15 protein-coding genes are annotated in these 26,675 nt (G+C 66.4%); 7 read left to right on the top strand and 8 right to left on the bottom strand.

Annotation, left to right across the window (positions count from 1 at the left end; all coding sequences use genetic code 11):
• The first annotated feature begins 174 nt into the window (after nucleotides 1-174).
• Genes ISP14_RS06945 through ISP14_RS06935 form a run of 3 tightly spaced genes read left to right on the top strand, consistent with a single transcriptional unit; the run spans nucleotide 175 to nucleotide 4,115 of the window.
• Entirely contained in the window at nucleotides 175-2,364 is a 2,190-nt protein-coding gene (locus ISP14_RS06945) for a TonB-dependent receptor (RefSeq protein ID WP_404537513.1), read from the top strand.
• A gap of 5 nt (nucleotides 2,365-2,369) precedes the next feature.
• A complete protein-coding gene (locus tag ISP14_RS06940) occupies nucleotides 2,370-2,873 on the top strand; it encodes a DUF2938 domain-containing protein (protein WP_404537511.1) in 504 nt (167 codons plus the stop codon).
• Nucleotides 2,874-2,921: 48 nt separating this feature from the next.
• On the top strand, nucleotides 2,922-4,115 hold the full coding sequence (locus ISP14_RS06935) for a class I SAM-dependent methyltransferase (RefSeq protein WP_404537822.1): 1,194 nt from the start codon (nucleotides 2,922-2,924) through the stop codon (nucleotides 4,113-4,115).
• Between the two features lie 94 nt (nucleotides 4,116-4,209).
• On the opposite strand, the gene ISP14_RS06930 is transcribed toward ISP14_RS06935, so the two are convergent.
• The 4 genes from ISP14_RS06930 to ISP14_RS06915 all read right to left on the bottom strand — a co-directional run bounded on the left by ISP14_RS06930 (nucleotide 4,210) and on the right by ISP14_RS06915 (nucleotide 9,969).
• Complete coding sequence (locus ISP14_RS06930) at nucleotides 4,210-5,586, bottom strand: S41 family peptidase (protein WP_404537509.1); 1,377 nt, start codon at nucleotides 5,584-5,586, stop codon at nucleotides 4,210-4,212.
• A 123-nt stretch (nucleotides 5,587-5,709) separates the two neighbouring features.
• A complete protein-coding gene (locus ISP14_RS06925; protein WP_404537507.1) occupies nucleotides 5,710-6,930 on the bottom strand; it encodes a murein hydrolase activator EnvC family protein in 1,221 nt (406 codons plus the stop codon).
• A 79-nt stretch (nucleotides 6,931-7,009) separates the two neighbouring features.
• A complete protein-coding gene (locus tag ISP14_RS06920; RefSeq protein WP_404537505.1) occupies nucleotides 7,010-7,723 on the bottom strand; it encodes an acid phosphatase in 714 nt (237 codons plus the stop codon).
• Nucleotides 7,723-9,969, bottom strand: coding sequence for a TonB-dependent receptor (locus tag ISP14_RS06915; RefSeq protein ID WP_404537503.1), 2,247 nt, complete (start codon nucleotides 9,967-9,969; stop codon nucleotides 7,723-7,725). Before ISP14_RS06915 ends, ISP14_RS06920 begins: the two co-directional genes overlap by 1 nt.
• Nucleotides 9,970-10,375: 406 nt before the next feature.
• On the opposite strand from ISP14_RS06915, the gene gltB reads away from it, so the two are divergent.
• From gltB to ISP14_RS06895, 4 genes are all read left to right on the top strand, one after another.
• Nucleotides 10,376-14,818: a glutamate synthase large subunit gene (gltB, locus tag ISP14_RS06910; protein ID WP_404537501.1), complete on the top strand. Its 4,443-nt coding sequence runs from the start codon at nucleotides 10,376-10,378 to the stop codon at nucleotides 14,816-14,818.
• Nucleotides 14,815-16,251 carry an FAD-dependent oxidoreductase gene (locus tag ISP14_RS06905; RefSeq protein ID WP_404537499.1) on the top strand — a complete coding sequence of 479 codons (1,437 nt, stop codon included), beginning with the start codon at nucleotides 14,815-14,817 and terminating at the stop codon, nucleotides 16,249-16,251. The genes gltB and ISP14_RS06905 overlap by 4 nt, the downstream gene beginning before the upstream one ends.
• Before the next feature lie 266 nt (nucleotides 16,252-16,517).
• The gene (locus tag ISP14_RS06900; RefSeq protein ID WP_404537497.1) at nucleotides 16,518-19,337 is read left to right on the top strand and encodes a TonB-dependent receptor; all 2,820 of its coding nucleotides are present in this window, start codon (nucleotides 16,518-16,520) and stop codon (nucleotides 19,335-19,337) included.
• A 254-nt stretch (nucleotides 19,338-19,591) separates the two neighbouring features.
• A complete protein-coding gene (locus tag ISP14_RS06895; protein WP_404537495.1) occupies nucleotides 19,592-20,476 on the top strand; it encodes a methylglyoxal synthase in 885 nt (294 codons plus the stop codon).
• Between the two features lie 140 nt (nucleotides 20,477-20,616).
• On the opposite strand, the gene ISP14_RS06890 is transcribed toward ISP14_RS06895, so the two are convergent.
• The 4 genes from ISP14_RS06890 to ISP14_RS06875 form a co-directional block, all read right to left on the bottom strand.
• A complete protein-coding gene (locus ISP14_RS06890; RefSeq protein ID WP_404537493.1) occupies nucleotides 20,617-21,771 on the bottom strand; it encodes a WD40/YVTN/BNR-like repeat-containing protein in 1,155 nt (384 codons plus the stop codon).
• Nucleotides 21,772-22,386: 615 nt separating this feature from the next.
• The gene (locus ISP14_RS06885) at nucleotides 22,387-22,851 is read right to left on the bottom strand and encodes an SRPBCC family protein (protein WP_404537491.1); all 465 of its coding nucleotides are present in this window, start codon (nucleotides 22,849-22,851) and stop codon (nucleotides 22,387-22,389) included.
• 207 nt (nucleotides 22,852-23,058) lie between these two features.
• A complete protein-coding gene (locus ISP14_RS06880; RefSeq protein ID WP_404537489.1) occupies nucleotides 23,059-24,438 on the bottom strand; it encodes a DNA polymerase Y family protein in 1,380 nt (459 codons plus the stop codon).
• 90 nt (nucleotides 24,439-24,528) lie between these two features.
• A complete protein-coding gene (locus ISP14_RS06875; protein WP_404537488.1) occupies nucleotides 24,529-26,670 on the bottom strand; it encodes a beta-galactosidase in 2,142 nt (713 codons plus the stop codon).
• Nucleotides 26,671-26,675 lie beyond the last annotated feature (5 nt).

Below are 26,675 nucleotides of genomic sequence, written 5' to 3'. Positions count from 1 at the left end.
CGTGCGCATGCGTGCACCAGTCTAGGCCGTCGGCATGAAGCGGAGAGCAACGCACTGATGCGGCGACCATGACTTTTGGCCCGGGCCGGCTTGGGGGTGCGATAGTAATGTTATAACATTACGAAAACTGACCCGGCCACGCCCGTGTGCCGCCGCCCCAAGGAAGTCCCGCACATGAAGCTTTCCCCGCTCGCCCTGAGCCTCGTCGCCGCGCTGTGCGCCATCCCCGCTTCCCGCGTTCACGCCGACGATGTCACGCCTGCCAGCGCCACGACCGCCAGCACCGCGGCAACCGACGATGACACGGGCGGGACGCGCAACCGGCAGGCGCCGAAAGTGCACGAGCTCGGTGCGATCAGCGTCTCCGCCGCGCTGGACCAGGCACGCAACGCCTTGTCGCCGGATACGGGCTCCAGCCAGTACGTGATCGACCAGAAGTCGATCCAGGCGCTGCCGCTGGGCGCCGCCACCCCGATGAACCAGGTGATCCTGCAGGCGCCCGGCGTGGTGCAGGACTCCTACGGTGGCCTGCACGTACGCGGCGATCACGCCAATCTGCAGTACCGCATCGACGGCGTGATCATCCCCGAGTCCATTTCCGGCTTCGGCCAGACCCTGGACGCGCGCGCCATCCAGCGTGTGAGCCTGCTCGACGGTGCGCTGCCGGCGCAGTACGGCCTGCGCACCGCGGCGGTGGTGGACGTCACCACCAAGAGTGGTGCCGACCTCGGCAACGGCGGCAGCATCGGCGTCACCGGCGGTTCGTTCGGCACCTTCAATCCGAACGTTTCGCTGTGGGGCAGCAGTGGTAACTGGAGCGCCTACTTCACCGCCAACTACCTGCAGAACGATGTCGGCATCGAGAACCCCACCGCCAGCCGCTCACCGATCCACGACCACACCAACCAGGTCAAGGGCTTCGGTGACATCTCCTACCTGATCGACAACGACACGCGGTTGAGCTTCATGTTCGGCTTCGCCAACAACCGCTTCCAGATCCCGAACCGGCAAGACGCCTCGCCGCAGTTCGGCTACCTCGACGTCACCAACTTCGATGCCGCCAACCTCAACGAGCAGCAGAACGAACAGACCCGTTTCGGCGTGCTTTCGCTGCAGGGCAAGCTGGGCGCGACCGGCTACCAGGTCTCGCTGGGCCAGCGTTACAGCGGCCTGCAGTACCTGCCCGACGACATCGGCGACCTGATGTTCAATGGCGTGGCGGGCGCCATCAACCAGGCGGATCGCGCCAGCACCTTGCAGGCCGATTTCTCCACGCCGCTCAGTGATACGCATACCTTGCGCTACGGCGTGTATGGCAGCTACGACCGCGCCGGCACCAACACCCACTCGCTCGTGTTCCCGGCTGACGCGGACGGCAACCAGACCAGCACCACGCCGTTCGGCATCTTCACCAGCAACCGGATCGTCGCCAAGACCTGGTCCGCCTATGTGCAGGACGAGTGGAGCATCGGCCAGAACTGGACGGTGAACTACGGCCTGCGCGGCGACGAATACAAGGCTTTCGGCACCACCCAGAGCCAGCTCAGCCCGCGCATCGGCGTGGTCTGGCAGGCCACCGACAGCACCACCGTGCACGCCGGCTATTCGCGCTACTTCACGCCGCCGGCCACGGAGATGATCACCGCCGCGAACATTGCGGCCTTCGCCGGCACCACCAACGCGGTGAAGAATTACGGAAACAACGAGCCGCTGGCTGAGCGCTCCAACTATTTCGACGTCGGCGTTTCGCAGAATTTCGGTAGCGCGTGGACGCTGGGCCTGGATACCTATTACCGCCAGGTACACCGCCTGCAGGACGAAGGCCAGTTCGGCCAGGCGCTGGTCTATTCCACCTTCAACTATCGCCTGGGCCGTGTGGCCGGCGCGGAGTTCACCGCCAACTACGACAGCGGCCCGTGGTCGGCGTACTTCAACTTCGCGTACACCAAGGCGATGGGCAAGGACGTGATCACCAGCCAGTACAACTTCAGCCCCGAAGACCTGGCATACATCGCCGACAACTACATCTATCTCGACCACGATCAGAAATACACCTCGTCCGGCGGCGTCAGCTACGCGCTGGGCGACGACACCAAGATCGGCGCCGATTACCTGTTCGGCACCGGCCTGCGCCGCGACGGCGCGGTGCCGAACGGCGCCAGCATGCCGGCGTATTTCCAGCTCAATCTCAACGTGTCGCACGACTTCACGTTCGACCGCTTCGGCAAGCTGCACACCCAGCTCGCGCTGATCAACGCGCTGGATCGCACCTACCAGCTGCGCGACGGCACCGGCGTGGGTGTGGGCGCGCCGCAATTCGGCCCGCGCCGCGGCCTGTACCTCAGCCTGCAGAAGGACTTCTGAGCGCCATGACGATCGGCCAGGCCATCGCATTCGCGTTGCTGGTCGGCGTTGGTGCCACGCTGGCGATGGATCTCTGGGCGCAGCTGCTGCGGCGGGTCCTGGGCATTCCAGTGACGGACTGGGCACTGGTCGGCCGCTGGTTCGGGCATCTGGTGCGCGGGCGTTTCGCGCACCAGAGCATCGCGCGGGCGCAGCCTGTTCGTGGCGAACGCGCCATCGGCTGGCTGGCCCATTACGCGATCGGCATCGCCTATGCCGCGGCGCTGTGCGCGCTGGCAGGGCCGGCGTGGGCGAGGCATCCCGCCTTGCTGCCCGCATTGGGGTTCGGACTGGCAACGGTGATCTTCCCGTTCGCCGTGCTGCAGCCGGGCATGGGCGCGGGTTTCGCCGCTTCCAGGACGCCACGGCCGAACCGGGCGCGTTTGCGCAGCCTGCTGACCCATGCCGTGTTCGGCTTCGGCCTGTATGGTTCAGCGCTGCTGGTTGCACGGCTGCTACCGCAGGATTAGGGCCGCCATCCGCTATGCTTGTCGCGGATTTCCGCGATGCCAGCACCGATGCAGTCTCGACTCCCCGAACCCAGCGCCGACGAGCGCGCGCATTCCGACCGCCTGCTGCGCCAGTTGCGCGAGCAGATCGCCGCGCACGGGCCCATACCGTTCTCGCAATTCATGGAGCGCAGCCTGTACGCGCCGGGGCTGGGCTACTACAGCGCGGGCAAGACCAAGTTCGGCGAGGCGGGCGATTTCGTCACCGCGCCGGAACTGGGCGAACTGTTTGCGCGCTGCGTAGCGAACGTGGTGGGGCCCGTGCTGGACACGCTGGGCGAGGAGGCGAACTTCCTCGAACTGGGCGGCGGCAGCGGCGCCTTCGCCGAGGTGGCGCTCAAGGCGTTCGCCGAAGCCGGCAGCCTGCCGCATCGCTACCTGATCCTCGAGCCCAGTGCGGATCTGCGCGAACGGCAGCGCGAACGCCTTGCCGCTGCCTTGCCTGCCGAACTCAATGCACGTGTCAGATGGCTGGACGGTCCGCCCGATCACGGCTGGCGCGGCGTGTTGTTCGCCAACGAGGTAATCGACGCGCTGCCCACCACGCGCATCGCGTTGCGCGACGGCGAAGTGTTCGAAGAACACGTAGCGCTGGATGGCGAAGGCCGGCTGATGCGCGTGGACCGCCCTGCCGATGCCCTGGTGGCTGGCGCGGTGCGCCATGTCGAACGCGATATCGGCGCGGATTTCGCCGACGGCTACCGCACCGAGATCCTGCCGCAGCTGCCGTACTGGCTGCAGGCGGTGGCCGGTTCGCTGGAGGCCGGCTTGATGCTGTTCGTCGATTACGGCTACGTACGGCGCGAGTTCTACCAGGCCGATCGCCGCGACGGCACGCTGATGGCGCACTACCGCCATCACGCGCACAGCGATCCGCTATGGCTCCCTGGCCTCAACGACCTTACCGCTTCGGTGGATTTCACCGCGCTGGCCGAGGCCGGCAACAGCGCCGGCTTCGGCGTTGCGGCCTACCTGCCGCAGGCGCAGTTCCTGATGGCCAGCGGGCTGCAGGATGCGTTCGAAGCTGCTCACGCGCAGGCCGCCGACGAAGCGGCGCGCTACCGGCTGGCACAGGAAGTGAAGCGGCTCACCTTGCCCGACCGCATGGGCGAGCGCTTCCAGGCGATGCTGTTCGCACGCGGTCTCGACATGCTGCCGTTGCCGGCGGATCTGCTTGCCGCCGATCAGGGTGGTCGCCTGTAGGAATGCGCCCCGTGCGCAACAGCGAAAGGCGCAGGAAGAGAAGCGAGTAGAGAGAAGGCGCCTCGCCCTCTCTCGCTTCTCTTCACGTGCTGCTTTATTTCGCTGCGGGGACGGCCACTGCGTGGCCCAGCGCCATGCCTTTGAGCACATTCAGCGCCTGCGCCAGCGCGTAGTCGTGGGTGGCGAGCGAAGCGTCGGCGGCACTGCCATCGTTGTCGATGTCGTTGCCGGCCTTGGCGTCCTCGTTGGCGAGATGGTTCGGCAAGTCGGCTTCGGAGCTGACCAGTTCGGGTGCCGTGTCGGTTTTCTGCACGGTGAGGTCGGCGACCGGGATGTCGGGCTTGATGCCTTCGGCTTGTATCGATGTGCCGTTCGGCGTGTAGTAGCGCGCAGTGGTGATCTTCACTGCGTGGTCGGCGTCCAGCGGCAGCACGGTCTGCACCACGCCCTTGCCGAAGGTGCGCTGGCCCATCAGCAATGCGCGGCGGTTGTCCTTCAGCGCACCGGAAACGATCTCGGCGGCGGAGGCGGTGCCGTGGTTGACCAGCACCACCAGCGATGCGCCGTTGAGCAAGTCGCCGGGGTGCGCGCTGAAGCTCATGTTGGAATCCGGCAGGCGGCCGCGGGTGGTGACGATGGTGCCGGAGTCGAGGAAGTCGTCGCTCACCGACACCGCGGCGGTGAGCAGGCCGCCGGGGTTGTTGCGCAGGTCGAGTACGGCGCCCTTGAGCGGGCCGCTCTTGGCAACCAGCGCGGCCAGCTTGCGTTCGAGGTCGGCCGCGGTGTCACTCTGGAACTGGGTGATGCGGATGTAGTCGTAGCCGGGTTCGAGCTGGCGCACCTTGACGCTGGTGATCGCGATGTTCTCGCGCGTGAGGTGCATGTCGACCGGATTGTCGCTGCCCTTGTGCACGATGGTGAGGGTGATCTTGCTGCCGGGCTTGCCGCGCAGCTTCTTGAACATGTCGTCCACGTTCTGCGGATCGATCAGCACACCGTCGATCTTCACGATGTTGTCGCCGGGCCGGATGCCGGCGCGCGAGGCGGGGGTGTCGTCGATCGGAGTGACGATCAGCAGGCCGCCGTCCTGCTGCAGCACCTCGATGCCGAGGCCGCTGTACTGGCCGGTGGTGTCCTCGTCGAGCTGGGCGAGGCCTTCCTTGTCGAGGTATTCGCTGTGCGGATCGAGGCCGGCGAGCATGCCGGTGATCGCGTCCTTCATCAGCGCACGATTGCTCACCGGCTCCACGTAGGCCTGGCGCACGATGTCGTAGACGCGGCTGAAGCGGCGGATGTCCTGCAGGTCGACCTGGTTGTCGGCGGGCTTGGCGGGCGCGTCCGCGCGGACGTGGGTGGGCGCCAGCTCGGTAGGTGGTTCGGGCGCGCTCGCGGCAGGTGCCGGCGCGGTCTGCGCATGCGCGAACGGCGCCGCCAGCAGCAGCGCGCACAGGCTGTAGGTGGAAAATCGCATGGAACGACTCCGGGGAAAGGGGTGCCCGCCGCACGGGCGGCGGGTTTCGACACCGCCAGCCTGCGACGATGGCGGGCGGCCGTCAACGGTGCTGGCTGAACGGACCTCCCGGGCCCGGCCGGCTTAGCGGTGCTGGCTGAGCCAGTTGCGCGGGTCGACCGGCTGGCTGTCGTGGCGCAGTTCGAAGTACGCGCCGGTGTTGATGCCGGTGGGCGCGCTGGCGGTGCCCACCGTCTGGCCGGCGATTACCGCGTCGCCCACGCCATGCAACAGCGTCTCGTTGTTGCCGTACATGCTCATCCAGCCGTTGCCGTGGTTGAGGATCAGCAGCATGCCGTAACCGCGCAGGAAGCCGGCGTAGACCACCCGCCCGTTCGCCACCGCGTGCACTTCGCTGCCGCCTGCGGCGCGGATCAGCACACCGTTGCCGTAGCTGTGCACTTCGCCGGCGGCCGGCCAGGGCAGGTTGCCGCGGATGTTGGCGCCGGCGCCGCCCACTTCCAGCGGCGGTGGGGCCTTGCCGCCGTGCTTGCGTGCGGCGGCCTGTTGGGCGGCCGCGCGGGCGGCGGCCTCGCGCATGGCCTGGTCGATCTGCTTCTGCAAGCGCGCGACCAGTGAGTTGAGCGATTGCTCGTCCTGCTTCAGCGCGGCCAATCGCTGGGCCTGGGTCTGGTAGGTGGCGTCGGTTTCGGCGGCCAGCTTCTGCTGCGAGGCACGCTGGCGGGTCAGCTGCTTGCTTTGCTGCTCGCGCTGCGCGCGTTGCGCCTGCAGTGCCTGTTGCTCGGCAGTGATCTGGGCCTCCAGCGTCTGCAGCTCGGCCAGGCTGGCCATCAACTGCTGTACTTTCTGCACGCGGTCCTGCTGGAAGTATTTCGAGTAGACCAGCGCCCGCGCGATCCGGCCGACGTCCTCGTTGTCCAGTAGCAGGCGCAGGTCCGAACCGTGCCCCAGGGCATAGCTGGCGCGCAGCAGGTCGGCGATCGCGGCGCGCTGGCCGGCCAGCTTCTGCTTCAGCTCGGCGCGATGCTGCTGCAACTGGTCGAGCTGTTGCTGCTTGGCGGCGAGTTCGGCGTCGGTCTGGCGCAGCGCGCGCGCGGCGGTGGCGAGGGCGGTGGTCTGCTTCGCCAGTTCGGCGTTGAGTTCGTCGCGGCGGGCGGCGGTGGCGGTCTGACGCTTGTCCAGCGCCTGCAGCTCCTGATGCACGTCGCTCAGCTTTTGCTTGGCGGCAGCCTGCTCGGTCTGGCTCTTGTTCTGCCGCGCCAACGTCGGCGCGACGGCGAGTACGGCGCTCAGTGCCACGACGGAGAGGGCGGGGAGGCGGGCGGCGCGGACGGGGCTGGGCATCGGTCGATTATCGCCGAGCCCGCGGGCAGGAGCGAGCCGCCCCCGGGCGAGGGCGTTCACGCGCCGGATGCGGCATGCTTCAACGCGTGGTGACGGCCACGGCGGCGGCTGGCTCGTCCGGCAGTCCGAGTGCCTTGCGCAGCTCGGCGCGCGCCGCCGCATAGTCCGCCTGCCAGTCGGGATCGATGAGCAACTGCCCGCCAAGTACGGTGCCGGCGAGGCGGCCGGCTTCCACGTCGCTGGGGTAGTGCACGCCCATCACGATGCGGTGCTGGGCGTACAGGTCGGCGCGGGCGAAGATCGCCGCGCGCCGTTCCGGCACCATGTTCGACAGCAGCACGGCCTCGGTATAGCCCAGCGTGGCATGGCCGCTGGGATAGCTCCAGTCGTTCGACTTCTCCTGGCTCAACGGATGCACCGCGTGCGATGCCAGCACGGGGCGCGGGTGTTGCCAGAACACCTTCACCGCCTTCACTTCGCCCTTGTCGTAGGCCGTCACGCGGACGAAGAATGCCGCCGTGCGCGGCAACTGCGCCGGTGCGAATGCCGTGCCGAACACGTCGGCGAAGCGGAACACGCTGTGCTGCTGGTCGGCCTTCGCCGCGGCGATCTCCTCCGGCGTGCGGCGGGCCTGCGCGGCGAGTACGCCGTCGAGGTCGCGCCGTGCCGCCGGGGAGCCGGCGGCGGGCGGCGGGGGTAGCAGTGCGGCGAGGTCGACCGCTGGCCCGTTGCCGTCGGCCAGCGCGGGCTGGCCGATCAGCAGCATCAACATCAGCAACGCGGGACGTTTCATCAGAACAGATCGGCCGAGATGGTGAAGTTGAAGTTGCGCGCCGGGATGGTGAAGTACATCGGCGTGCTGTCCGCGCCGGTGGTGCCAGCCAGGGCGTTGATGTGGGTGTTGTTGAAGATGTTGTTCAGCTGCACGCCGATCTTCAGATCCTTCACGTCGGCGATGTGCGGATCGAACCGGTAGCTGGCGGTGAAGTTGGTCACCGCATAGCCGCCGATCGGCGTGTCGTCTTCCGCATTGGCCGTGTAGTAGGTCTTGCCGACGAACTTGTCGACCAGCGATACGTAGGCCGGGCCGTTGCTGTAGATGAAGCCCAGCGCGGCGGTCTTGTGCGGCGTGTTCGCGTTCCACGCGTTGTCGGTGGTCTGGATCGCGCGGTTGAGCGAGCCGTTGGCGTAGACGCTGAAGCCGGCGCCCAGCATGTAGGTGCCTTCGAGCTCGATGCCTTTGTAGTGCACGCCGCCGCCGTTGTAGAACTCCGTGATGCCGCCAACGTTGTGCTTCTGCACGAAGTTGTTGAAGTTGATCTTGTAGACGTCGCCGGACAGCGTCAGGCGATCGTCGGACCAGGTGGTGCCGAGCTGCCAGTTGGTGGTCTTTTCCGGTGCCACCGCGCTGTCGGTCACCGCCGGGTTCGGCACGTAGAACAGGTTGAGGTTGGGCGCCAGGTAGCCCTTCGCCCACTGTGCGTAGGCTGTCCAGCTCGAACTGAACGCATAGTGGAACGAGGCCGACGGCAGGGTCGCGGTCCAGGTCTTGGAATAGGACAGCGGGGTGCCCGTCTTCTGGTTCACCGGCGCATCGATGCTGCGCTTGAAGTCGTTGTACTTCACGCCGCCGATGAAATACGCGTTGTCGGTGAGGTTCCACTGGTATTCGAGGTACGGCTGGATCGTGACTAGGGTGTCGTTCATCCGGCGGTCCGCTGCGGCCAGCTGCAGCGTGGGCGCGCCAGGGGTGACCACCGGGTTCAACTGGTTGTTGGTGTCGTCGAACTCATACAGCCAGCGGATGTCGTCCTGGTGGTCGTACCACAGGCCGGTGCGCACCTCGCCCGGGCCGAGCTCCTTGGCCAGGCGGAAGATGTCGCCCCACGAGCGGTTCGTGTTGCGCATGTGCTGGCCGGGCACGTCGGTGGGGCTGTAGAAGGTGCCGTTCGGCGTTTCGCCGTTCGGGTCTTCGCCGTTGAAGCCGAAGTGGTTATAGCCGTAGGTGTAGGCCTTGTTGTCGATCGTCCAGCCATCGAACGCCGAGTGCAGGCCGATGTAGCCCAGGTTGGTGTTGATCTTGTCTTGGTTGTACCGGTAGTAGGCCTGGCTGGTCGGGTCGTTGTTGAGCCCGTAGTTCACGCCGTACTCCGCGATCTGCGCCTTGGTGGCGCCGAACGGCACGTATTGGTTGAGCTTGTTCGCCATGGCGGCGAAGGTCAGCGTGGTGTTGTCGCCCAGCGGCTGCACGACCTTGGCGAACACGCTCTGGCGGCGCTGGCCGGAATAGGTGAGGTAACCGTCGGAGTCACTGTTCTGCAGATTGACCACGGCGCTGGTGCCGCTGTCGGTGAAGCTGCCGGTGTTGATGATGGCGCCTTCCACGGCGGTGGCCCAGCTGCCGAGGCTGAAGTACGGGTTGATGCCGAACTGCTTCTGCGGGTTGATCGAATCCACCGTGATGGTGCCGCCGAACGTGGCGTTGCCCAGCGTGCCGGCCGTGCCCGGGCCGCGATCCACCGTGACGCTGCTGGTTTCCTGGTTGGTGAAGTACGAGGTCGAGTGGTGCGTGAAGTCGTTGGAGTCCATCCACGGGATGCCGTCGAACGTCACGTTGTACTGGCCGTCCTGGAAGCCGCGGATCGAAACCACTGCCGACTCCATCAGGCCGGAGCCGTTCGGCGTCACGGTGTACACGCTGGGCGAAATGGCTGCGGCGTCGGTGTAGTCGCCGGTCGGCGCGATGTTTTCCCGAAGGTACAAGGTGCCGATGATGGACTGCGGCTCGATGGCCACCATGGAGCCCTGCGTCGGCGCGATGGTGCTCGCGGTCGTGGCGGCGGTCACCTGGACGGCGCCGAGTTGCTTGGCGTCCTGCGGCGAGGCGACGGTGGTGTCTGTGCCTGTGCCCGCCGTTGCCGGCTTGGGTTGCACGGGATTCGTGTCATCGGCGTGGACCGGCGTCGCGAGCACCGCGGCAATGGCGAGGGCGAGCAGGGCGGGGCCGCAGGAACGGAAGGCGAGCGTGGGCTGAGGCATGGCAGGTCCGGGAAGTGGGGGGCAAGGCGCGGCCCGGCACGCTAGAGCCCCTGCATGACATTTATGCAACAAAAGGAAGATGCGATTCGCAGTCGCTGGCCGTGAGGAATTGCGATGTGGCCCGCGAGTCATGGCTCGCGCGCGCTGCTCGGATCGGTGGGCGCCTGGTATGCACGTCACACGCTTTGGCATGACGAGCGTAAATCGCCACACCCCGGGGTTGGGGCAGACGAGTTACGGCCGCTCAGGTCGCGGCAGATAGTTACAAATGCAATTGCATTTGGACGTATAGAAGTCTTTGACGCGACGCAGCAATTGTGGTGTAGTCGGACCGTAATCCACGAATCCAGCCCGGCGCCTCGGCGCCGCTGGCCTTCTGTGCCCGGTCATCCAGCGAGTGAGCAAGATGAAGCAGTCCGGCGGAACAAGCCTGTACGACGCAGCCTTCGAACATGACAGCTGCGGTTTCGGTCTGGTGGCGCAGATCGACGGCCGCGCCAGCGCGTGGGTGGTCGATACCGCATTCGAGGCGCTGGCAAAGCTCTCGCATCGTGGCGCGGTGAACGCGGACGGCGTGAGCGGGGACGGTTGCGGCGTGCTGATCCGCCGTCCGCAGGCTTGGCTGAGCGCACTGGCGAAAGAAGCTGGCATCGCCATCGGCGAGCGTTTCGCGGCGGGTCTGGTGTTCCTCGATCCGGCCGATGACACGGCCACACAGGCGCTGGAGCGCCATCTCGCCGAGGAAGGCATGCGCGTGGCGGGCTGGCGCGAGGTGGCGGTGAACGAGGAAGCCTGCGGTCCGTTGGCCGCCGCGGCGCGGCCGCGCGTGCGCCAGGTGTTCGTCGATGCTGGCGCGGACATGGGCGACGAGGCGTTCGAGCGTGCCCTGTTCCGCGCCCGCCGCCGCGCCGAGCATGCGCTGCGCGAGGATGCCTCGTTTTACGTGGTGACGCTGTCGGCTGAGCTGATCGGCTACAAGGCGATGGCCGCACCGGGACGGCTGCGCGAGGTGTTTGCCGATCTCACGCATCCGGCGCTGGTCGCCGATGCGGTGGTGTTCCACCAGCGCTTCTCCACCAACACCACGCCGCAGTGGCGACTGGCGCAGCCGTTCCGTCTGCTGGCGCACAACGGCGAGATCAACACCATCCGCGCGAACCGCCGCTGGATGCAGGCGCGCGAGACGATCTGGCGCTCGCCGCGCGTGGAGCTGGGCGACCTCGGCCCGCTGGTGCGCCAGCAGGGCTCGGATTCGGAAAGCCTGGACAACGCGCTGGAGGTGCTGCTGGCCGGCGGCCTCGACCTGCTCGCCGCGATGCGCGTGCTGGTGCCACCGGCGTTCGCCGCACGCGAGAACATCGACGAGGATCTCGCGGCGTTCTACGAGTACTACGCGCTGCACAGCGAGCCCTGGGACGGCCCGGCCGGCCTGGTGATGTGCGACGGCCGCTACGCCGCCTGTACGCTGGATCGCAACGGCCTGCGCCCCGCACGCTGGGCGCTGTCCGATGACAACCATTTCATCATCGCCTCCGAAGCGGGCCTGTGGGACATGCCGTCGGCGCGCGTGATCGCCAAGGGGCGTCTTGCGCCGGGCGAGATGATCGCGGTGGATTTCCGCGAACACCGCTTGCTGCGCGACGCCGACATCGACGAGGTCAACCGCAAGCGCGCGCCCTATCGCGATTGGCTGCGCGCCGGCGTGAGCTATCTGGAATCGGACCTGATCGATCCCTCGCTGGCCGCCGAGCCGCTGCCGGTGGACCAGCTGCGCTGCTATCAGAAGTTGTACGGCCTCTCGCGCGAGGAGCGCGAGACGGTGCTGAAGGTGATCGCCGAACTCGAGGCCGAGGCCACCGGCGCGATGGGCGACGACACCCCGGTTGCCGCGCTGTCGCGGCAGGTGCGGCCGCTGTTCGACCGCTTCCGCCAGGCCTTTGCCCAGGTCACCAACCCGCCGATCGACCCGCTGCGCGAAAAGCTGGTGATGTCGCTGGTCACCCAGATCGGCGCGGAAGGCAACGTGTTCGAGCTCAAGCCCGAGAACGCGAAGCAGGTCTTGATCAATTCGCCGATCCTCTCCCAGCGCAAGCTGCGCCAGTTGCTGGCCTTGCCGCAATTCGTGAACACGCCGCGCTTCGACCTGATGTATGCGCCCGGGTCCGGGCTGGAAGCGGCGCTGCGCCAGCTGTGCGAGGACGTGGCGCAGTCCGTGCGCGACGGCAACGCGCTGGTCTTCCTCAGCGACCGCTACCCCGAGCGCGACAAGCTGCCGATCCACTCCCTGCTGGCCACCGGTGCGGTACACGCGCATCTGGTCGAGCAGGGCCTGCGCTGCCAGTGCAACATCATGGTGGAAACCGCCACGCCGCGCGATGCGCACCAGTTTGCCTGCCTGCTCGGCTTCGGCGCCACCGCGATCTATCCGTGGCTGGCCTACCAGAGCCTGTTCGAGCTGGGCCGCGAAGGCCACATCGAGGGCGATCGGCTGGAGATCGGCCGCAGCTACCGCCGCGGCATCCGCAAAGGGCTGCTGAAGATCCTGTCGAAGATGGGCATCTCCACCATCGCCGGTTACCGCGGCGCGCAGCTGTTCGAGATCGTGGGGCTAGCGCCGGAGGTGGTGACGCTGTGCTTCCCCGGCACGCCTTCGCGCATCGGCGGCGCCGGCTTTGCCGAACTGGAGAATGAACAGCGCCTGCTCGCCGCCGAAGCGTGGAACGCCGCGCAGCCGCTGCGCGCGGGCGGCCTGTACAAGTTCGTGCACGGCGGCGAGTACCACATGTACAACCCCGACGTGATCGCCACGTTGCAGCAGGCGGTGCGCACGGGCGACGCGGCCGACTACCGCACCTATGCCGACCACGTCGACCATCGCCCGCCCTCGGCGCTGCGCGACCTGCTCGCCGTGCAGCCGTTGGGCGCGCCGGTACCGCTGGACGAGGTGGAGCCGGTCGAGGCGATCCTGCGGCGCTTCGACTCCGCCGGCATGTCGCTGGGCGCGCTGTCGCCTGAGGCGCACGAGGCACTGGCCACCGCGATGAACCGGCTCGGCGCGCGCAGCAATTCCGGCGAGGGCGGCGAGGACCCGGCGCGCTACGGCACCGAGAAGATGTCGAAGATCAAGCAGGTCGCCTCCGGCCGCTTCGGCGTCACGCCGGCCTACCTGGTCAACGCCGAAGTACTGCAGATCAAGATCGCGCAGGGCGCCAAGCCCGGCGAGGGCGGCCAGCTGCCCGGCCACAAGGTGGATGCCACCATCGCGCGGCTGCGCTACGCCAAACCCGGCATCGGCCTGATCTCGCCGCCGCCACACCATGACATCTATTCCATCGAGGATCTCGCCGAGCTGATCCACGACCTCAAGGAAGTGAACCCCGACGCGCTGGTCTCGGTGAAGCTGGTCAGCCACGCGGGCGTAGGCACGGTGGCCGCGGGCGTGGTGAAGGCCGGCGCCGACCTCATCACCGTGAGCGGCCACGACGGCGGCACCGGCGCCAGCCCGCTCACTTCGATCAAGTACGCCGGCACGCCGTGGGAACTCGGCCTCGCCGAAACCCAGCAGACCCTGCGCCGCAACGAACTGCGCGGCCGTGTGCGGCTGCAGACCGACGGCGGCCTGAAGACCGGCCTCGACGTGATCAAGGCCGCCCTGCTCGGCGCCGAGAGCTTCGGCTTTGGCACCGGGCCGATGGTGGCGCTGGGTTGCAAGTACCTGCGTATCTGCCATCTCAACAACTGCGCCACCGGTGTGGCCACGCAGCATCCGGTGTTGCGCAAGGAGCACTTCATCGGCCTGCCGGAAATGGTGATGAACTATTTCCGTTTCATCGCCGACGACGTGCGCGAACACCTCGCGCGACTGGGCGCGCGTTCGCTGGCCGAACTGGTGGGTCGCAGCGAGTTGCTGGCGCAGCGCGACAACGCCACGCCGGTGCGCCACGGCCTCGATCTCGCGCCGCTGCTCGACGGCGGCAGCCTCGGCGCGGCCAGCGACAGCGCCTGCGCGATGGCGCGCAACCCGGTGCGCGACGCCGCCGCACTGGCCACACGCATCGCATCGGATACCGCGCCGCTGGTGGAGCTGGGCGAGGGTGGGCATTTCAGCTACGCGATCGTCAACACTGATCGCGCGATCGGTGCACGGCTCTCTGGCGACATCGCACGCCGGCATGGCGACCACGGCATGGATGAGCGTCCCATCGTGCTGCAGCTGGAAGGCGCGGCCGGCCAGAGCCTGGGTGCGTGGAACGCAGGCGGCGTGCATATCGAGCTCACCGGCGAGGCGAACGACGGCGTAGGCAAGGGCATGGCCGGCGGCCGCATCGTGGTGCGCCCGCCGGCCGATTCGCCGTTCGCCAGCCAGGATGCTTCCATCATCGGCAACACCTGCCTCTACGGCGCCACCGGCGGCGAGCTGTACGCCGCGGGCCGTGCCGGCGAACGCTTCGCGGTGCGCAATTCCGGCGCGGTCGCGGTGGTGGAAGGCGCGGGCGACCATTGCTGTGAATACATGACCGGCGGCGTGGTGGCGGTGCTGGGCAAGGTCGGCCTCAACTTCGGCGCCGGCATGACTGGCGGCTTTGCCTACGTGCTCGATCTCGAACGCGACTTCGTGGACTGCTACAACCACGAGCTGGTGGACATCCTGCGCATCTCGCCCGAGGGCATGGAGCACTACATGCAGCACCTGCGCGGGCTGGTGACGCGCCACGTCGAGCTCACCGGCAGCGACTGGGGCCGGCAGGTGCTGCGCGATTTCCGCGGCTTGCAATACAAGTTCTGGCTGGTGAAACCGAAGGCGGCAAGCCTTGCCGTGCTGGCGGAAGAGTTGCGGAGGGCTGCATGAGCGACAAGTTGTTCCAGTTCCTCAATGTGCAGCGGGAGACGCCGCGCACGGTGCCGGTGGCGATCCGCGTGCTGGGTTACGGGGAAATCTCCGGCGACTTCGCGGCGCCGCAGGCCGGTACCCAGGCCGAGCGTTGCCTGGACTGCGGCAATCCTTACTGCGAACACGCCTGTCCGGTGCACAACTACATTCCGGAGTGGCTGAAGCTGGTGCAGAACGGTCGCATCATGGAAGCGGCCACGCTGATGTACGAGACCAATCCGTTGCCGGAGATCTGCGGCCGTGTCTGTCCGCAGGATCGTCTGTGCGAAGGCGCTTGCACGCTGGAGCAGACCGACTTCGGCGCAGTGACCATCGGCAGCGTGGAGCGCTGGGTCACCGACGAGGCGCTGCGCCGCGGCTGGCGGCCCGACCTGTCCGGGGTGCGCGAGACCGGCCATCGCGTGGCCATCATCGGCGCCGGCCCGGCGGGCCTGGCCTGTGCCGACCGCCTGCGCCGCGCGGGCATCGCCGCCGATGTGTACGACCGTCAGCCGCAGATCGGCGGTCTGCTTACCTACGGCATTCCTCCGTTCAAGCTCGACAAGCAAGTGATGCGCCTGCGCCACGAGCTGCTCGAAGGCATGGGCGTGCGTTTCCTGCTGGGCCGCGAGGTGGGTCGCGACATCGAATTCGGCGAACTGCTGGATGATTACGACGCGGTGTTCGTGGGTACCGGCGCCTACACCTATGTCGACGGCAAGCTGCTGGGTCGCGGGCTGCACGGCGTGCACGACGCGCTGCCGTTCCTGATCGCGAACACCGAGCGCCTGCTGCGCGATGAGCCGCCCGCGCCCGCGTTCGACCTGCGCGGCAAGCACGTGGTGGTGCTGGGCGGCGGCGACACCGGCATGGACTGCAACCGCACCGCGATCCGCCTCGGCGCAGCCTCCGTCACCTGCGTGTATCGCCGCGACGAAGCCAGCATGCCCGGCTCGCGCCGCGAGGTGGGTTACAGCCGCGAGGAAGGCGTGAACTTTCTGTTCCACCGCCAGCCGCTGGAAATCCTCGGCGACGAACACGGCCGCGCCCGCGCGGTGCGCGTGGTGGAGACCGAACTGGTGGCCGACGGCCACGGCCGCCCGCGTCCGCGCAACGTCGAAGGCAGCGAGAGCGAGTTACGCGCCGACGTGGTGATCCAGGCTTTCGGCTTCCTGCCCAGTCCGCCGGACTGGCTGGTCTCGCACGGCGTGAAGCTGGCGCACTCCGGCCGCGTCGTCACCGGTGCCGACGGCGCGCTACCGCAGCAAACCAGCCACCCGCGCATTTTCGCCGGTGGCGACAACGTGCGCGGGGCGGACCTGGTGGTGCGTGCAGTGCACGACGGCCGCGAGGCCGCCGCGTCGATCGCGCGCATGCTGGTGGAGGCGGCGACGGAAGTGGCTGCCGTCTGAGCGACGGCGATGCTTTTCGCGGCGTGTCAAAAGTTGGTTCGACACAAACTCTTGACAATGAGAAACGGCACATGAACAAGTGTCGTGGCGGTCACTTGTGAAGATCGTGTACTAGGGAGTAATCCAGCGTTCAGCGACGGTGTCCGCGTCCCCACGCCCGTCGGTCGCTAGAAGCAGTGTGTTCCCGCATCAAGACGGGACGCTTCTGCGCGCCTTCCGAGTCGTGCGAATACCTCGCTACGGTTCCCCACGCCGGAGGTTCGCCCATGAAACGCATGACGATGATTTCCATCGCCGGTCTGGCGATGACCCCGCTGGCCGCGGCCCTCGCGCAAAACGCATCGCCGCCGGCCTCCCCAACGCAGCCGCAGTCCACGCAACAGCAGCCAACGCAACCGGATGCATCGCAACAGCAACCGTCGACAAAGCAGGCACAACAGCTGCAGACCATCGTGGTGACTGGTTCGGCCATACCGCGTATCGACACCGAGACACCATCGCCGGTGACGGTGATTTCGGCCGTGCAGATCCAGCGCAGCGGCCTGACCACGCTCTCCGATGTGGTGCGCTCGATATCCGCCGACAACAGCGGTTCGATCCCGAACGCGTTCGCCAACGGCTTCGCGGCCGGTTCGTCCGGCGTGGCGCTGCGTGGCCTCACCGTCAACTCCACCCTGGTGCTGATCGACGGCCATCGCAACGCCAGCTACGCAGTGTCGGACGACGGCGAGCGCTCCTTCGTCGACCTCAACACCATTCCGCTCGCCGCGGTCGAGCGCATCGAGGTATTGAAGGATGGCGCCTCGTCACTGTACGGCGCCGATGCGATTGCGGGCGTGGTCAACATCATCCTGCGACCCGACTATCACGGCGTCGAGGCCACGGCCGACGTCGGTACCTCCCAGCGCGGCGGCGGCTTCACCCGCAAGGCCACCTTGCTGGCCGGTGGCGGAGACCTGGATACCGATCACTACAACGCCTATTTCAGCGTGCAATTCCAGAAGGACAACTCCATCAGCGTGAACCAGCGGCCGTTCCCGTTCAACACCACCAACCTGAGTTCGCTGGGCGGCCCGAATCCCTTCGTGCCTTCCAACGCGTTCGGTTCGATCTACGGCTCGGTCACGCCTTCCACCGGCGGCAAGATCCAGCCGTTGCGCAGCTGCGCAGGCGATCCCTACGAAACGCTGGTGACCAACGATCCGAACAGCCCAGGCAGCTATTGCGAGCAGAATTTCGTCGGCCAGTACTCGCAGTTCCAGCCGGCGATGGAGCAGGGAGGCCTGTACGGCCGTTTCACGGTCAAGCTTAATGACACCACCACGGCCTACCTGTCGGCCAGCTACTTCCAGGCGAAAACCTGGACCGTGACGGGGCCGGCGCAGATCCAGAACGCCACCCCGAACAACACCGACGGCATCACCTTGCCGGTGGGCAACCCCTCCAATCCGTTCGCGGTACCCGCGTCGATCAACTATGCCTTCGGCGACATCCCGCAAGGCTTCAACTACAACAACCACAACGCGCGCCTGGTGGGCGGGGTCAACGGGCAGTTCGACGACTGGCACTGGGATGTCGCGGCGGTGATCAACCACACCTGGCTGGGCACGGACCAGTTCGGCTATATCAGCTACAACGCCTTGCTCGGCGCAGTCGCCAACGGCACCTACAACTTCCTCAACCCGTCGGCGAACTCGCCCGCCATCCGCGCGACGCTGGCGCCGGGCTACAGCAAGACCTCGACCTCGGACCTCGACTCGCTGGACCTGAGCGCGAACCGCGAGCTGATGGACTTGCCGGGCGGCGGCCTGGGCCTTGCCGTGGGTGCGCAGTTCCGCCACGAGGCGCAGAACGATCCCACGCTGAACCCCAACTTCGAGTTCCAAGGCCTGGGCAATGCCCAGACCAAGGGCAGCCGCGACGTGAGCGGCGTCTATGCCGAACTGGACGCGCCACTGCTCAATGCGCTGGAAGTTGACGTGTCCGGCCGCTTCGACCACTACTCCGATGTGGGCAACAACTTCTCGCCCAAGCTCGGCATCAAGTGGAAGCCGCTGGACTGGCTGGCCATCCGCGGCACCTGGTCCAAGGGCTTCCGGGCGCCATCGTTCTCCGAGAACGGTTCCAGTTCGTCCGTGGGTTTCATCACCTACACGCCGCCGCCTGCGTTCCAGGCCCTGCACGGCAACAACGGCTATGTGCAGCCGTACAACCTCGGCGAGGACGCGCTGGCGAACAAGAACATCAAGCCGGAAAAGGCCACCAACTTCACGTTCGGTGTGGTGGTGCAGCCGACCAGCTGGCTGAGCGCCTCGCTGGACTACTACAACATCAAGAAGACCGGGGTGATCGTGCAGTCGCAGACGGGCGCGGCGCTGGCCAACTACTACGCTGGCACGCCACAGGCGCCAGGTGTCACGGTGGTGCCTGACGTGCCCGATCCGCAGTTCCCGAACGCGCAGCCGCGCCCGATCGAGGTGATCGGCGAGTACGTCAACGCGAACCAGCTCAAGACCACCGGCATCGACCTGGATCTGCGCGGACACTGGGACTTCGGCAACGACATCAAGTACATCAGCGAGCTGACCGCCACCAACGTCTTCGAGTGGAACCTGACCTTGCCGAACGGCATGGTGCAGCGTTACGTGGGTACCGAGGGGCCGATCAACCTGTCCTCGGGCGCCGGCACGCCACGCCTGCGCGGTTCGTGGGCGAACACGGTCATCTGGGGGCCGCTCACGGTGACCGGCACGCTGTATCGCACCAGTGGTTTTGCCCAGTACGCCGAGGACATAGGCGTTGGCCCGGGCGCGTGCGTCACCACCACGCCGGCCGGTACGCCGTTCCCGGCCAGCTGCCGGGTCGGGGCATCCACGTTCTTCGACCTGACCGGCAGTTATGCGATCAACGGCCACGTCACCATCACCGGGTCGATCTTGAACGCGTTCAACAAGCTGCCGCCAATCAATCCGGCGAACTATGCGGGCGGCGCCTACGACGGGTTTGGCACCAACTACAACCCGACCTGGGCGCAGGAGGGCATCGTCGGTCGCTTCTTCAACCTTGGCGTCAAGGTTGATCTGTAAGTTGTAAGTGAGGCTCGCAGACCACGGCGCGCCGGGTGACTGGCGCGCCGTGGTTGTGTCCGGGCCGCGGCTACTGCAGGGTGGCCGGTTGGCGCAACGTCATCCATGAGCGGACGTGTCCACCCCGCCGCTCGCGTCTTCGGTTGCGCTGGTTCGTCAGTCGTTGGTTTTCTTCCCCATGGTTGCGTGGCGCGCCGGCTATGATCGGGGTGTGTCACAGGTTCCGGATCGAAATGAGCGAGGAGACGAAAACGATGCGCCTGGGTCTGGCCGCCAACCAGCTTCACCACGGCAGCGACGATGCGGCGCTGTTCCGTTGGCTGCGCGCCTGCGAGCGCGGCATCCGCGAGCTCGATCTCGGCCTGCATGCGGTAGGCCGCACCCACGACGCGATCGTGCGTGCGGGCCTGCTGGCGGACTACCCGCCGCTGCGCCGCTATCCCTACGGCCGCGAGGGCGGCCTGATGAAGCTGGTCGCCGAGGTGGTGGGCATGGACGGCGATGCACGTACGCTGGACGGTGCGATCTATTTCATCGATCCGGTCGATCCGTCCTCGGTGTTCCCCGAGGCGGTGGCGCTCAAGCGCCAGTGCGTGATCCACGCCAAGCCCTTTCTTTCCACCGTGGCCTCGGCGCGCGACTGGATCGAGCTGGAACGCATGCACGCCGGGCTGGAGCCCGATCCCGGCGCGGACGACCTGCATGCGCCGGAGTCGCAGACGCTGGCCCTGATCGCCCACGACGCGATGAAACCCGCGATGCTGGCCTACGCGGCCCAGCATTTCGACACGCTGTCGCGCTTCACCCGCCGCGTGGCCACCGGTACCACCGGCCAGCGCCTCAACGAACTGGCATGGAGCCGCGGCTGGCCACAGGGCAAGCCATGGGCGGACCGCTACCAGAGCGGCCCGATGGGCGGCGACGCACAGATCGCCGACCTGGTGCTGCAACGCCGCTGCCATCGCGCGATCTTCTTCGAGGACCCGCACGTGGCACGCCAGCACGAAGCCGACATCCAGCTGCTGGAGCGCGCGGTGACTACGGTCACTGATGTGGCGGTGTGCATCACCACACCGCGGTTGGCGGCGCGTTGGGCCGAGGCGGTGGAATTGCGGAGGAATCGGCGGGCGGGTGGTTGATTGCCTGTCGACGTGCGGGCGAATCCCTCTCCCTCCGGGAGAGGGGTTCGGTCGAAGCGAGGCGCCACGGCATAGCCGAACTATCCCTCAGTGTTGGCCCTTCTTGCTCGCGTCCGGTCTCGCTTGGAACTTCCTAGAGTTCAGAAGCTGATCTTCAGAATCTGTCCGTTATTGCCGACGAACCATCCGGCTTTTGGATTCGCGAAAGCGACGGCCCAGTAGCCGCTCACCGTGGGTAGCCAATACCAGGTCTGGCCTTCGTCGGGAGTCCAGGCGGCCGATCCTGAACTGAAGTTGGGCGCGGTTTCGGCGGTAATCACGACCGTGCGGTCGAAGGGAGGGCGGTGGTCGCCATGGTCGTCCCGGTCCTGACCCTGATCGTCCTCGTCGTTGGAAGATGCGGAAAAGTGGCGATCGCGCAGGCCGCGGACATAGGCCACGCAGAAGACCGCCCCCGGGGTCGGCGGTGGGTTGGTCAGAATCCAGGTCGCGCCGCCATCGTGAGAGGTCGCTGCGTCGGCTGAGGTATTGCTCGACAAGTCGCCGCCACCGACAAACCCGTTGTGCGCATCACGGAAAGCCACACTCAAGCCGCCAGCACTGCCGTTGCTGATGAGCGGGGTCGCATAAGCGTTCCAGGTGTTGCCGCCATCGCGCGTTGCCAGGATGCGCGCGGTGGTCGAGCCGCCGGTGGCAATCCACGCATTTTGCTTTCCCTGCGTGGTGATGCAGGTTCCGCTCGATGCGAACGAGGCTTCTCCAGGGAGTGCCGGCGGCATATGGCCGGCGATCGACTGCCAATGGATGCCGTCGGTGGTGCGCAGCTCGGGAAACACCCCGTTTACTGAATCGCTGTGCGCGAGGCCGCGGTCAGGGGACCAGAAGGCGAAGCAGTCGTAGAACGCGTTGGCAAGCTGGTTGGTGAATTCCACCGTCCAGTGTGCGCCGCCATCGACGGTTTTGTAGATCTTGAAGTCGGTAGTGTTGGCGCCAACCGACGACAAATAGGCGATCCGGTCGCTCACCGCGTAGACATCGCGGAACTGCAAATTCTCCGCGCCGGGTACCACGCCGGACTTCCATGTATTGCCGCCGTCGGTGGTCACCACGTAGGTTCCCCCGGCCCCCGAGGCCCAGACCACGCGCGAGTTTACCGGGCTGACGGCGATCAGTAGCTGCGTGGTGCCGCTCGACTGCGGCGTGAGCGTAGGTTGACGAACTCTCGGAGGGTTGTCCGCAAGAGCAAGAGAGGCAAACGCAGCGAGCAGCAAAACGAGTACCGAACGCTTGAACATGACGGCCCTCCCCGGGTAGTTGGAGCGGGGCAGCATAAAGTGACCAAGATGAGGGTTTCGCGAAATAAAGGGTCGAGATTCGCATCCTCCGTGCATCGAAGGGCTACGCACAGATTGCCGACCTGGCGCTGGAGCGCTGGTGTCATCGCGCGATCCCCTTCGAGGACCCCGTGTGCGGTACGCCAGCACGAAGCCCGAAGCGTCCTAATCAGTGACTCAGCTTGTCCCAAAGATGTCAGCTATGGGTCGGAAGCAGACATTAGGGTGATCCCATCGTTCATCTCACAGAACCGATGAAAGCATAACGATGAGCAAACCAAGGACCACTCCTGCAAGCAGGACGAGGCAGAGTGCGGGAGCAGACAGGAAGCCAAAAACCCGAATATTTTTTGCCGCGAAGATGCACCCGCATCTAGGACAGCGAACTCTGGACGATGCAGCGGGCAGCGTGAAACCGTGGGAAGTGGCGACCCCGCCCCATACCAGAGCATCGCGGCCCTCAAAGTGCGCAGCGCATATGGGGCAGGTTTCCAACTGTGCATTCATCGATCTCTCCCTGTAGCTTCCCCCCGAAGTCCGCTCCGGGTCGGAAGCGGACATTTTCCATCTAACGATCTATCGCGACTCTGCGTACCGCCTGAAGGCATCGAGCGTTCCGGCCCAATAGAACTGCAGATGCCGGTAAATGGACATCGTGGGAAATCCTGATGCCTCGAACTTCAGGACTGTACGGTGCTCATCGGCATGGACTGCAAAGCGCAGTTTCGTATAGCTCGACGGTTGATCCGGCAGGCGGGACAACGAACTGAGATGCGTGAAGCTCACCTCTTCGCACGGTTGGAATGACAGGATCACGCCCTTGTTCTCGAACGGAAGGTGGTGCATGCCGCGAATGACTATCGCGCTTCCTCGCATCCATGTCGTTTCCACCTCGACAGAATAGTCGTCACCACCAAGCCACTCACGCATGCTGTCAAGGTTAACCAAATGGTTCCAAACCACAGCAATGGGCTTCTCTACAACCACTTCTTCGTGGAAGTAAGCCGGGGTAGCGCAGCCAACGCTGAATGGTGGATTCATGGCTCGACGTCCAAATCGCGCATTTGAAATCCGAAGACTAACCCAGGTCGCGAGGCCTATCGCCTCCCAGACTTGAACTGTCCGCTTTGGGTCGAAAGCAGACCTTGCCAGCACGTGTAGGGAAGAAGGACGATATATCGGAGCAGGCAAGCCAGCAATAACGATTCAAGATTCGCTGACCGAAGGAGCGCACCAAACCGGATGCGATTAACTCCGGCCAGATGAAGACTTGCCTCCGCGCGCTTTGCTTCGTTCCTTCTCTCGTCGCCGATGCTCCCCTTCCGTTATTGCCTTGAACCGGTTGAGCGATTGCAGCCACAGCGGATCGTGGCCTGCTTCGTTCTCGTCCTTCTCGGGAATGCGATTGAACGGAATGCGCATCGGCGCCGCGTCGTGCACCAGCGCAGCCTGCATGCCGCCGAAGTAGACCTTGTTGAGGCCGTATTTCGCGTTGATGCGATCCACCACGGTATCGATCCCGCGCGTGCCGGTGGCTGGGGCGAACAGCGAGCCGCTGGTCTGCGCGCGTTCGGCGAGGCGCGTCAGGGTGACGCTTACCGACAGCGGCACGGCGCGGGCGGGGCCGGGCAGTGGGCGTTTGCGCACTCGGCCGGCGTCCAGTGTGGCGGTGAGCAGGTGCAGCAGGCTGCGGCTGTCGTCGGTGGGGTCGAAGTTGATGCTGCTTTCCCAGCGGTCCTCGTAACCGACGAAGCGGATGGCCACTGTCATCGCGCCGGCCAGCAGCTGGTCGCGGCGCAGGCGCATGGCGGCTTTCACCAACAGTTTCTTCAGTACCGCCAGCGCGCCTTCGGGTGTGCGCAGTTCGGGGCCTAGCACATGCGAGTGGCCCAGCGAGCTTCGCGTGGTCGGGGCGGCGGGTAGCCAGGCGCCGCGCAGCAGGCCCCACATGCGTTCGCCTTCGATGCCGCCCCAGGCGCGGCGCAGTACCAGCTTCGACGCCTCGGTGAGTTGCGCTACGGTGGTGATGCCCTCGGCATGCAGGCGTGCCTCCATCGACGCGCCGATGCCGCACAGGTCGCGCAGTGCCAGCCCGTGCAGGGCCTGCGGCAGGTCGGCTTGTTCGATCACTACCAGGCCGTCGGGCTTCCGCATGTCCGAGGCGGTCTTGGCGAGGAAGTCGTTGGGTGCGATGCCGATGGAGCAGCGGATCGCACCACCGGGCGCGACTTTGGCGATTTCGTCTTTGACTTGCCGCGCGATCTGCTCGGCCGCCGCGCGCTGGCGCTGGCGGCCGACCAGCTCACACGCCATCTCGTCGATGGAGCCAACGTGGGCGATGGGGATCGCACGGTCGATCGCCTCCTTCAGGCGCCCGTGCCATTCGACGTACAACGCAGGCCGCGCGGTGACGATGGCGATGTCCGGGCAGCGTTCGCGCGCCTCGCGCACCATCGTACCGGTGGAGACACCGTGTCTTTTCGCTTCGTAGCTGGCGGCGATCAGGCTGGTGGTTTCGGCGTCCACCGGTGCCACGCCCACTGGTCGCCCGCGCAGCGCCGGCACCTCGTGTTGTTCCACCGAGGCGAAGTAGCTGTTGAAGTCGACGAACAGGCTGCGCAAGGTCATGACCGGATCCCGGAAAGGCCGGGAGATATAGCTTGCACCCGTCGCGCGAATAGAGACAGAGGGCGATCTGGTCCTGTCATGCCTATCGCGTCAAGGTTGTCCCGCGGCGTCCTTCTCCTTCCAGACCAGCACGCCGGCCGGCGCCAGCGGCGTCTGGCCTTGTACGGCCTGCGCGCCCGAGGGCAGCGGGAAGGCAAAGGGTTTGGGGTTGTAGCTCACCATGAAGTCGTAGCCGCCGCGCCAGTCGTGGAAGACGCCGGTGGGCAGGTCCTCGATGGCTACGCCGGCGCGCTGATAGACGCTGCGCACCAGCGCTCGTTCCAGTTCGCCGTCGTCGGTGGACACGCCGATCATGGTGACGCTGCCCTTGCCCAGCTTGCGCGTGGTGGCGGCGGCCTTGCCGGCGTAATAGTGGTCGGCGTAGGTGGCGAGCACCTCGGTGCCGGGGCGCGGCGTGAGGATGTCGGCCCAGCGGTGCCACGCCCAAGTCTTGCCGTCGGCCTTCACCTCGCCGTCGGCACTGGGCGGCAGCATGTCGAAGCCGTCGACGTCGGCGCCGATCAGGTCGAGGATGGTGGCGTACCACGGCCCCTCGGGGAAGTGGCCCAGTGCGTTCTTCTGCCCGGTACGGCTGGTGAGGATCAGGTGGCCGCCTTGTTCCACATAGCGTTTCCACTTCGCCGCCAGTGCAGGACTGACCATCTGGTAGGCCGGCGCGATGAGGAAGGGATAGCGGCTGAAGTCGTCCTGCTCGGAAATAAAATCCATCGGCGCGCCGGTGGTCTGTACCGCCAGCGTGTAGCCGTTGCGGTAGGCCCAACTGTGCCACAGCGTGGTCTGCGGCTGGATTTCCAGGTCCCAGAACACGTCCTGGCTCCACAGGTAGCCGGTGTAGCGCGCGGCGAGACGCGCGGGTAGTTTGGCATTCGGGTCAAGCCTGGCTGCCAGCGCCTTGATGTCGCGCATGGTGTTGATGTACTCGCGGCCGGTGCGCGAGGGCGTCACGCCGTCGGTGCCCACGATGCCCTCGTGGTACATCTCGCTGCCGCGCAGCGGGTGTCGGTAGCGATACGTGGCGAGCAGGGAAGCGCCGGAGGCGAAGGCGTGCCACATCCACATGCGGATAGCGCCGGGCATGGGCTGCGGATTGATCGAGGCCCAATTGACCTGGCCGGGTTGCAGTTCCATCACGCCGAAGGTGCCGTTGATCGGGCGGAAATACGCCGCGGCTTCCATCAGGTTGGCGGGCTTGCCGATGGCGTAGCTGTCGCCGCCCAGCGCGTTCGTCCCCGCCACCGGGTAGAGCGTGAAGGTGGGGAAGTCGAGGGCGCGCGCGCGGCGCGGATCGGTGTCGGTGCTGACGTTGGTGTAGTCGGTGGTCACCCACTGCCGCTTGCCGGCGTACTGGTGGATGATCTCGGCCTGCGCGTCGAGGAACTGCGCCTGGGTGTCGGCGCGGAAACGGGCGAGGTCGAGCACGGCATGCGGGCTCAGTTTGTCTTCGGCGGCCAGCGTGGTGTTGGGCAGCAATACTTCGTCGAAGCTGTCGTAGCGCGTGCTCCAGAACGAACCGGCCCAGGCCGTGTTCATCGCATCGATGCTGCCGTACTTTTTGCGCAGCCAGTCCTGGAAGGCCTTGCGTGCGCTGTCGCTGAAATCGGGGAAGGCGCTGGGCTCGTTGTCGATCTGCCAGCCCCAGACGCGGGGGTCGTGGCCGTAGCGCGCGGCCATCGCGGTGACGATCTTCGCGACAAAGGCCTTGTAGGTGGGATCGGTCAGCGACACTTCCGCGCGGATGCCGTGCTCATGGCGCTGGCCGTGCTCGTCGACGCGGTAGACCTGCGGATAGCGCTGGCCCATCCAGCTCGGCACTGCCGCCGAGGGCGTGCCGAGGACCACGCGCAGGCCGGCCGCATGTGCCAGCGCGATGGCGTGGTCCAGCCAGCCGAAGTCGTACTGGCCTTCCTTCGGCTCCAGGTAGGTCCAGCTGAATTCCGCCATGTGCGTGAATTCGAAGCCGAGCTTCGCCATGCCGTCGAAGTCGCGTTGCCACTGCTCCTGCGGCCATTGCTCCGGGTAGTAGTACACGCCGAAGCTCATCTGCTCCGGCTGGTGCAGTAAGGCCGCGCCCTGCAACCGCGCGGGCTGCCGCTCGCCGGCGCCGGCCGGGGCGGCGACAGCCGCGGTCAGTGCGAAGGCAGCGAACAGGGCAGCCAGCAAGGGCTTGGGCATGGTGG

It is taken from the genome of Dyella agri (assembly GCF_044904705.1).
In the GTDB taxonomy this organism is placed as follows: Bacteria; Pseudomonadota; Gammaproteobacteria; order Xanthomonadales; family Rhodanobacteraceae; genus Rhodanobacter_A; species Rhodanobacter_A agri.
This window is presented reverse-complemented; position numbering and strand designations above follow the sequence as displayed.

Excerpts from the sequence above, each read along its gene's own strand:
- ISP14_RS06945 (WP_404537513.1), top strand. The coding sequence starts at position 175 with ATGAAGCTTTCCCCGCTCGCCCTGAGCCTCGTCGCCGCGCTGTGCGCC.
- ISP14_RS06940 (WP_404537511.1), top strand. The coding sequence starts at position 2,370 with ATGACGATCGGCCAGGCCATCGCATTCGCGTTGCTGGTCGGCGTTGGT.
- ISP14_RS06935 (WP_404537822.1), top strand. The coding sequence starts at position 2,922 with ATGCAGTCTCGACTCCCCGAACCCAGCGCCGACGAGCGCGCGCATTCC.
- ISP14_RS06930 (WP_404537509.1), bottom strand. The coding sequence starts at position 5,586 with ATGCGATTTTCCACCTACAGCCTGTGCGCGCTGCTGCTGGCGGCGCCG.
- ISP14_RS06925 (WP_404537507.1), bottom strand. The coding sequence starts at position 6,930 with ATGCCCAGCCCCGTCCGCGCCGCCCGCCTCCCCGCCCTCTCCGTCGTG.
- ISP14_RS06920 (WP_404537505.1), bottom strand. The coding sequence starts at position 7,723 with ATGAAACGTCCCGCGTTGCTGATGTTGATGCTGCTGATCGGCCAGCCC.
- ISP14_RS06915 (WP_404537503.1), bottom strand. The coding sequence starts at position 9,969 with ATGCCTCAGCCCACGCTCGCCTTCCGTTCCTGCGGCCCCGCCCTGCTC.
- gltB (WP_404537501.1), top strand. The coding sequence starts at position 10,376 with ATGAAGCAGTCCGGCGGAACAAGCCTGTACGACGCAGCCTTCGAACAT.
- ISP14_RS06905 (WP_404537499.1), top strand. The coding sequence starts at position 14,815 with ATGAGCGACAAGTTGTTCCAGTTCCTCAATGTGCAGCGGGAGACGCCG.
- ISP14_RS06900 (WP_404537497.1), top strand. The coding sequence starts at position 16,518 with ATGAAACGCATGACGATGATTTCCATCGCCGGTCTGGCGATGACCCCG.
- ISP14_RS06895 (WP_404537495.1), top strand. The coding sequence starts at position 19,592 with ATGCGCCTGGGTCTGGCCGCCAACCAGCTTCACCACGGCAGCGACGAT.
- ISP14_RS06890 (WP_404537493.1), bottom strand. The coding sequence starts at position 21,771 with ATGTTCAAGCGTTCGGTACTCGTTTTGCTGCTCGCTGCGTTTGCCTCT.
- ISP14_RS06885 (WP_404537491.1), bottom strand. The coding sequence starts at position 22,851 with ATGAATCCACCATTCAGCGTTGGCTGCGCTACCCCGGCTTACTTCCAC.
- ISP14_RS06880 (WP_404537489.1), bottom strand. The coding sequence starts at position 24,438 with ATGACCTTGCGCAGCCTGTTCGTCGACTTCAACAGCTACTTCGCCTCG.
- ISP14_RS06875 (WP_404537488.1), bottom strand. The coding sequence starts at position 26,670 with ATGCCCAAGCCCTTGCTGGCTGCCCTGTTCGCTGCCTTCGCACTGACC.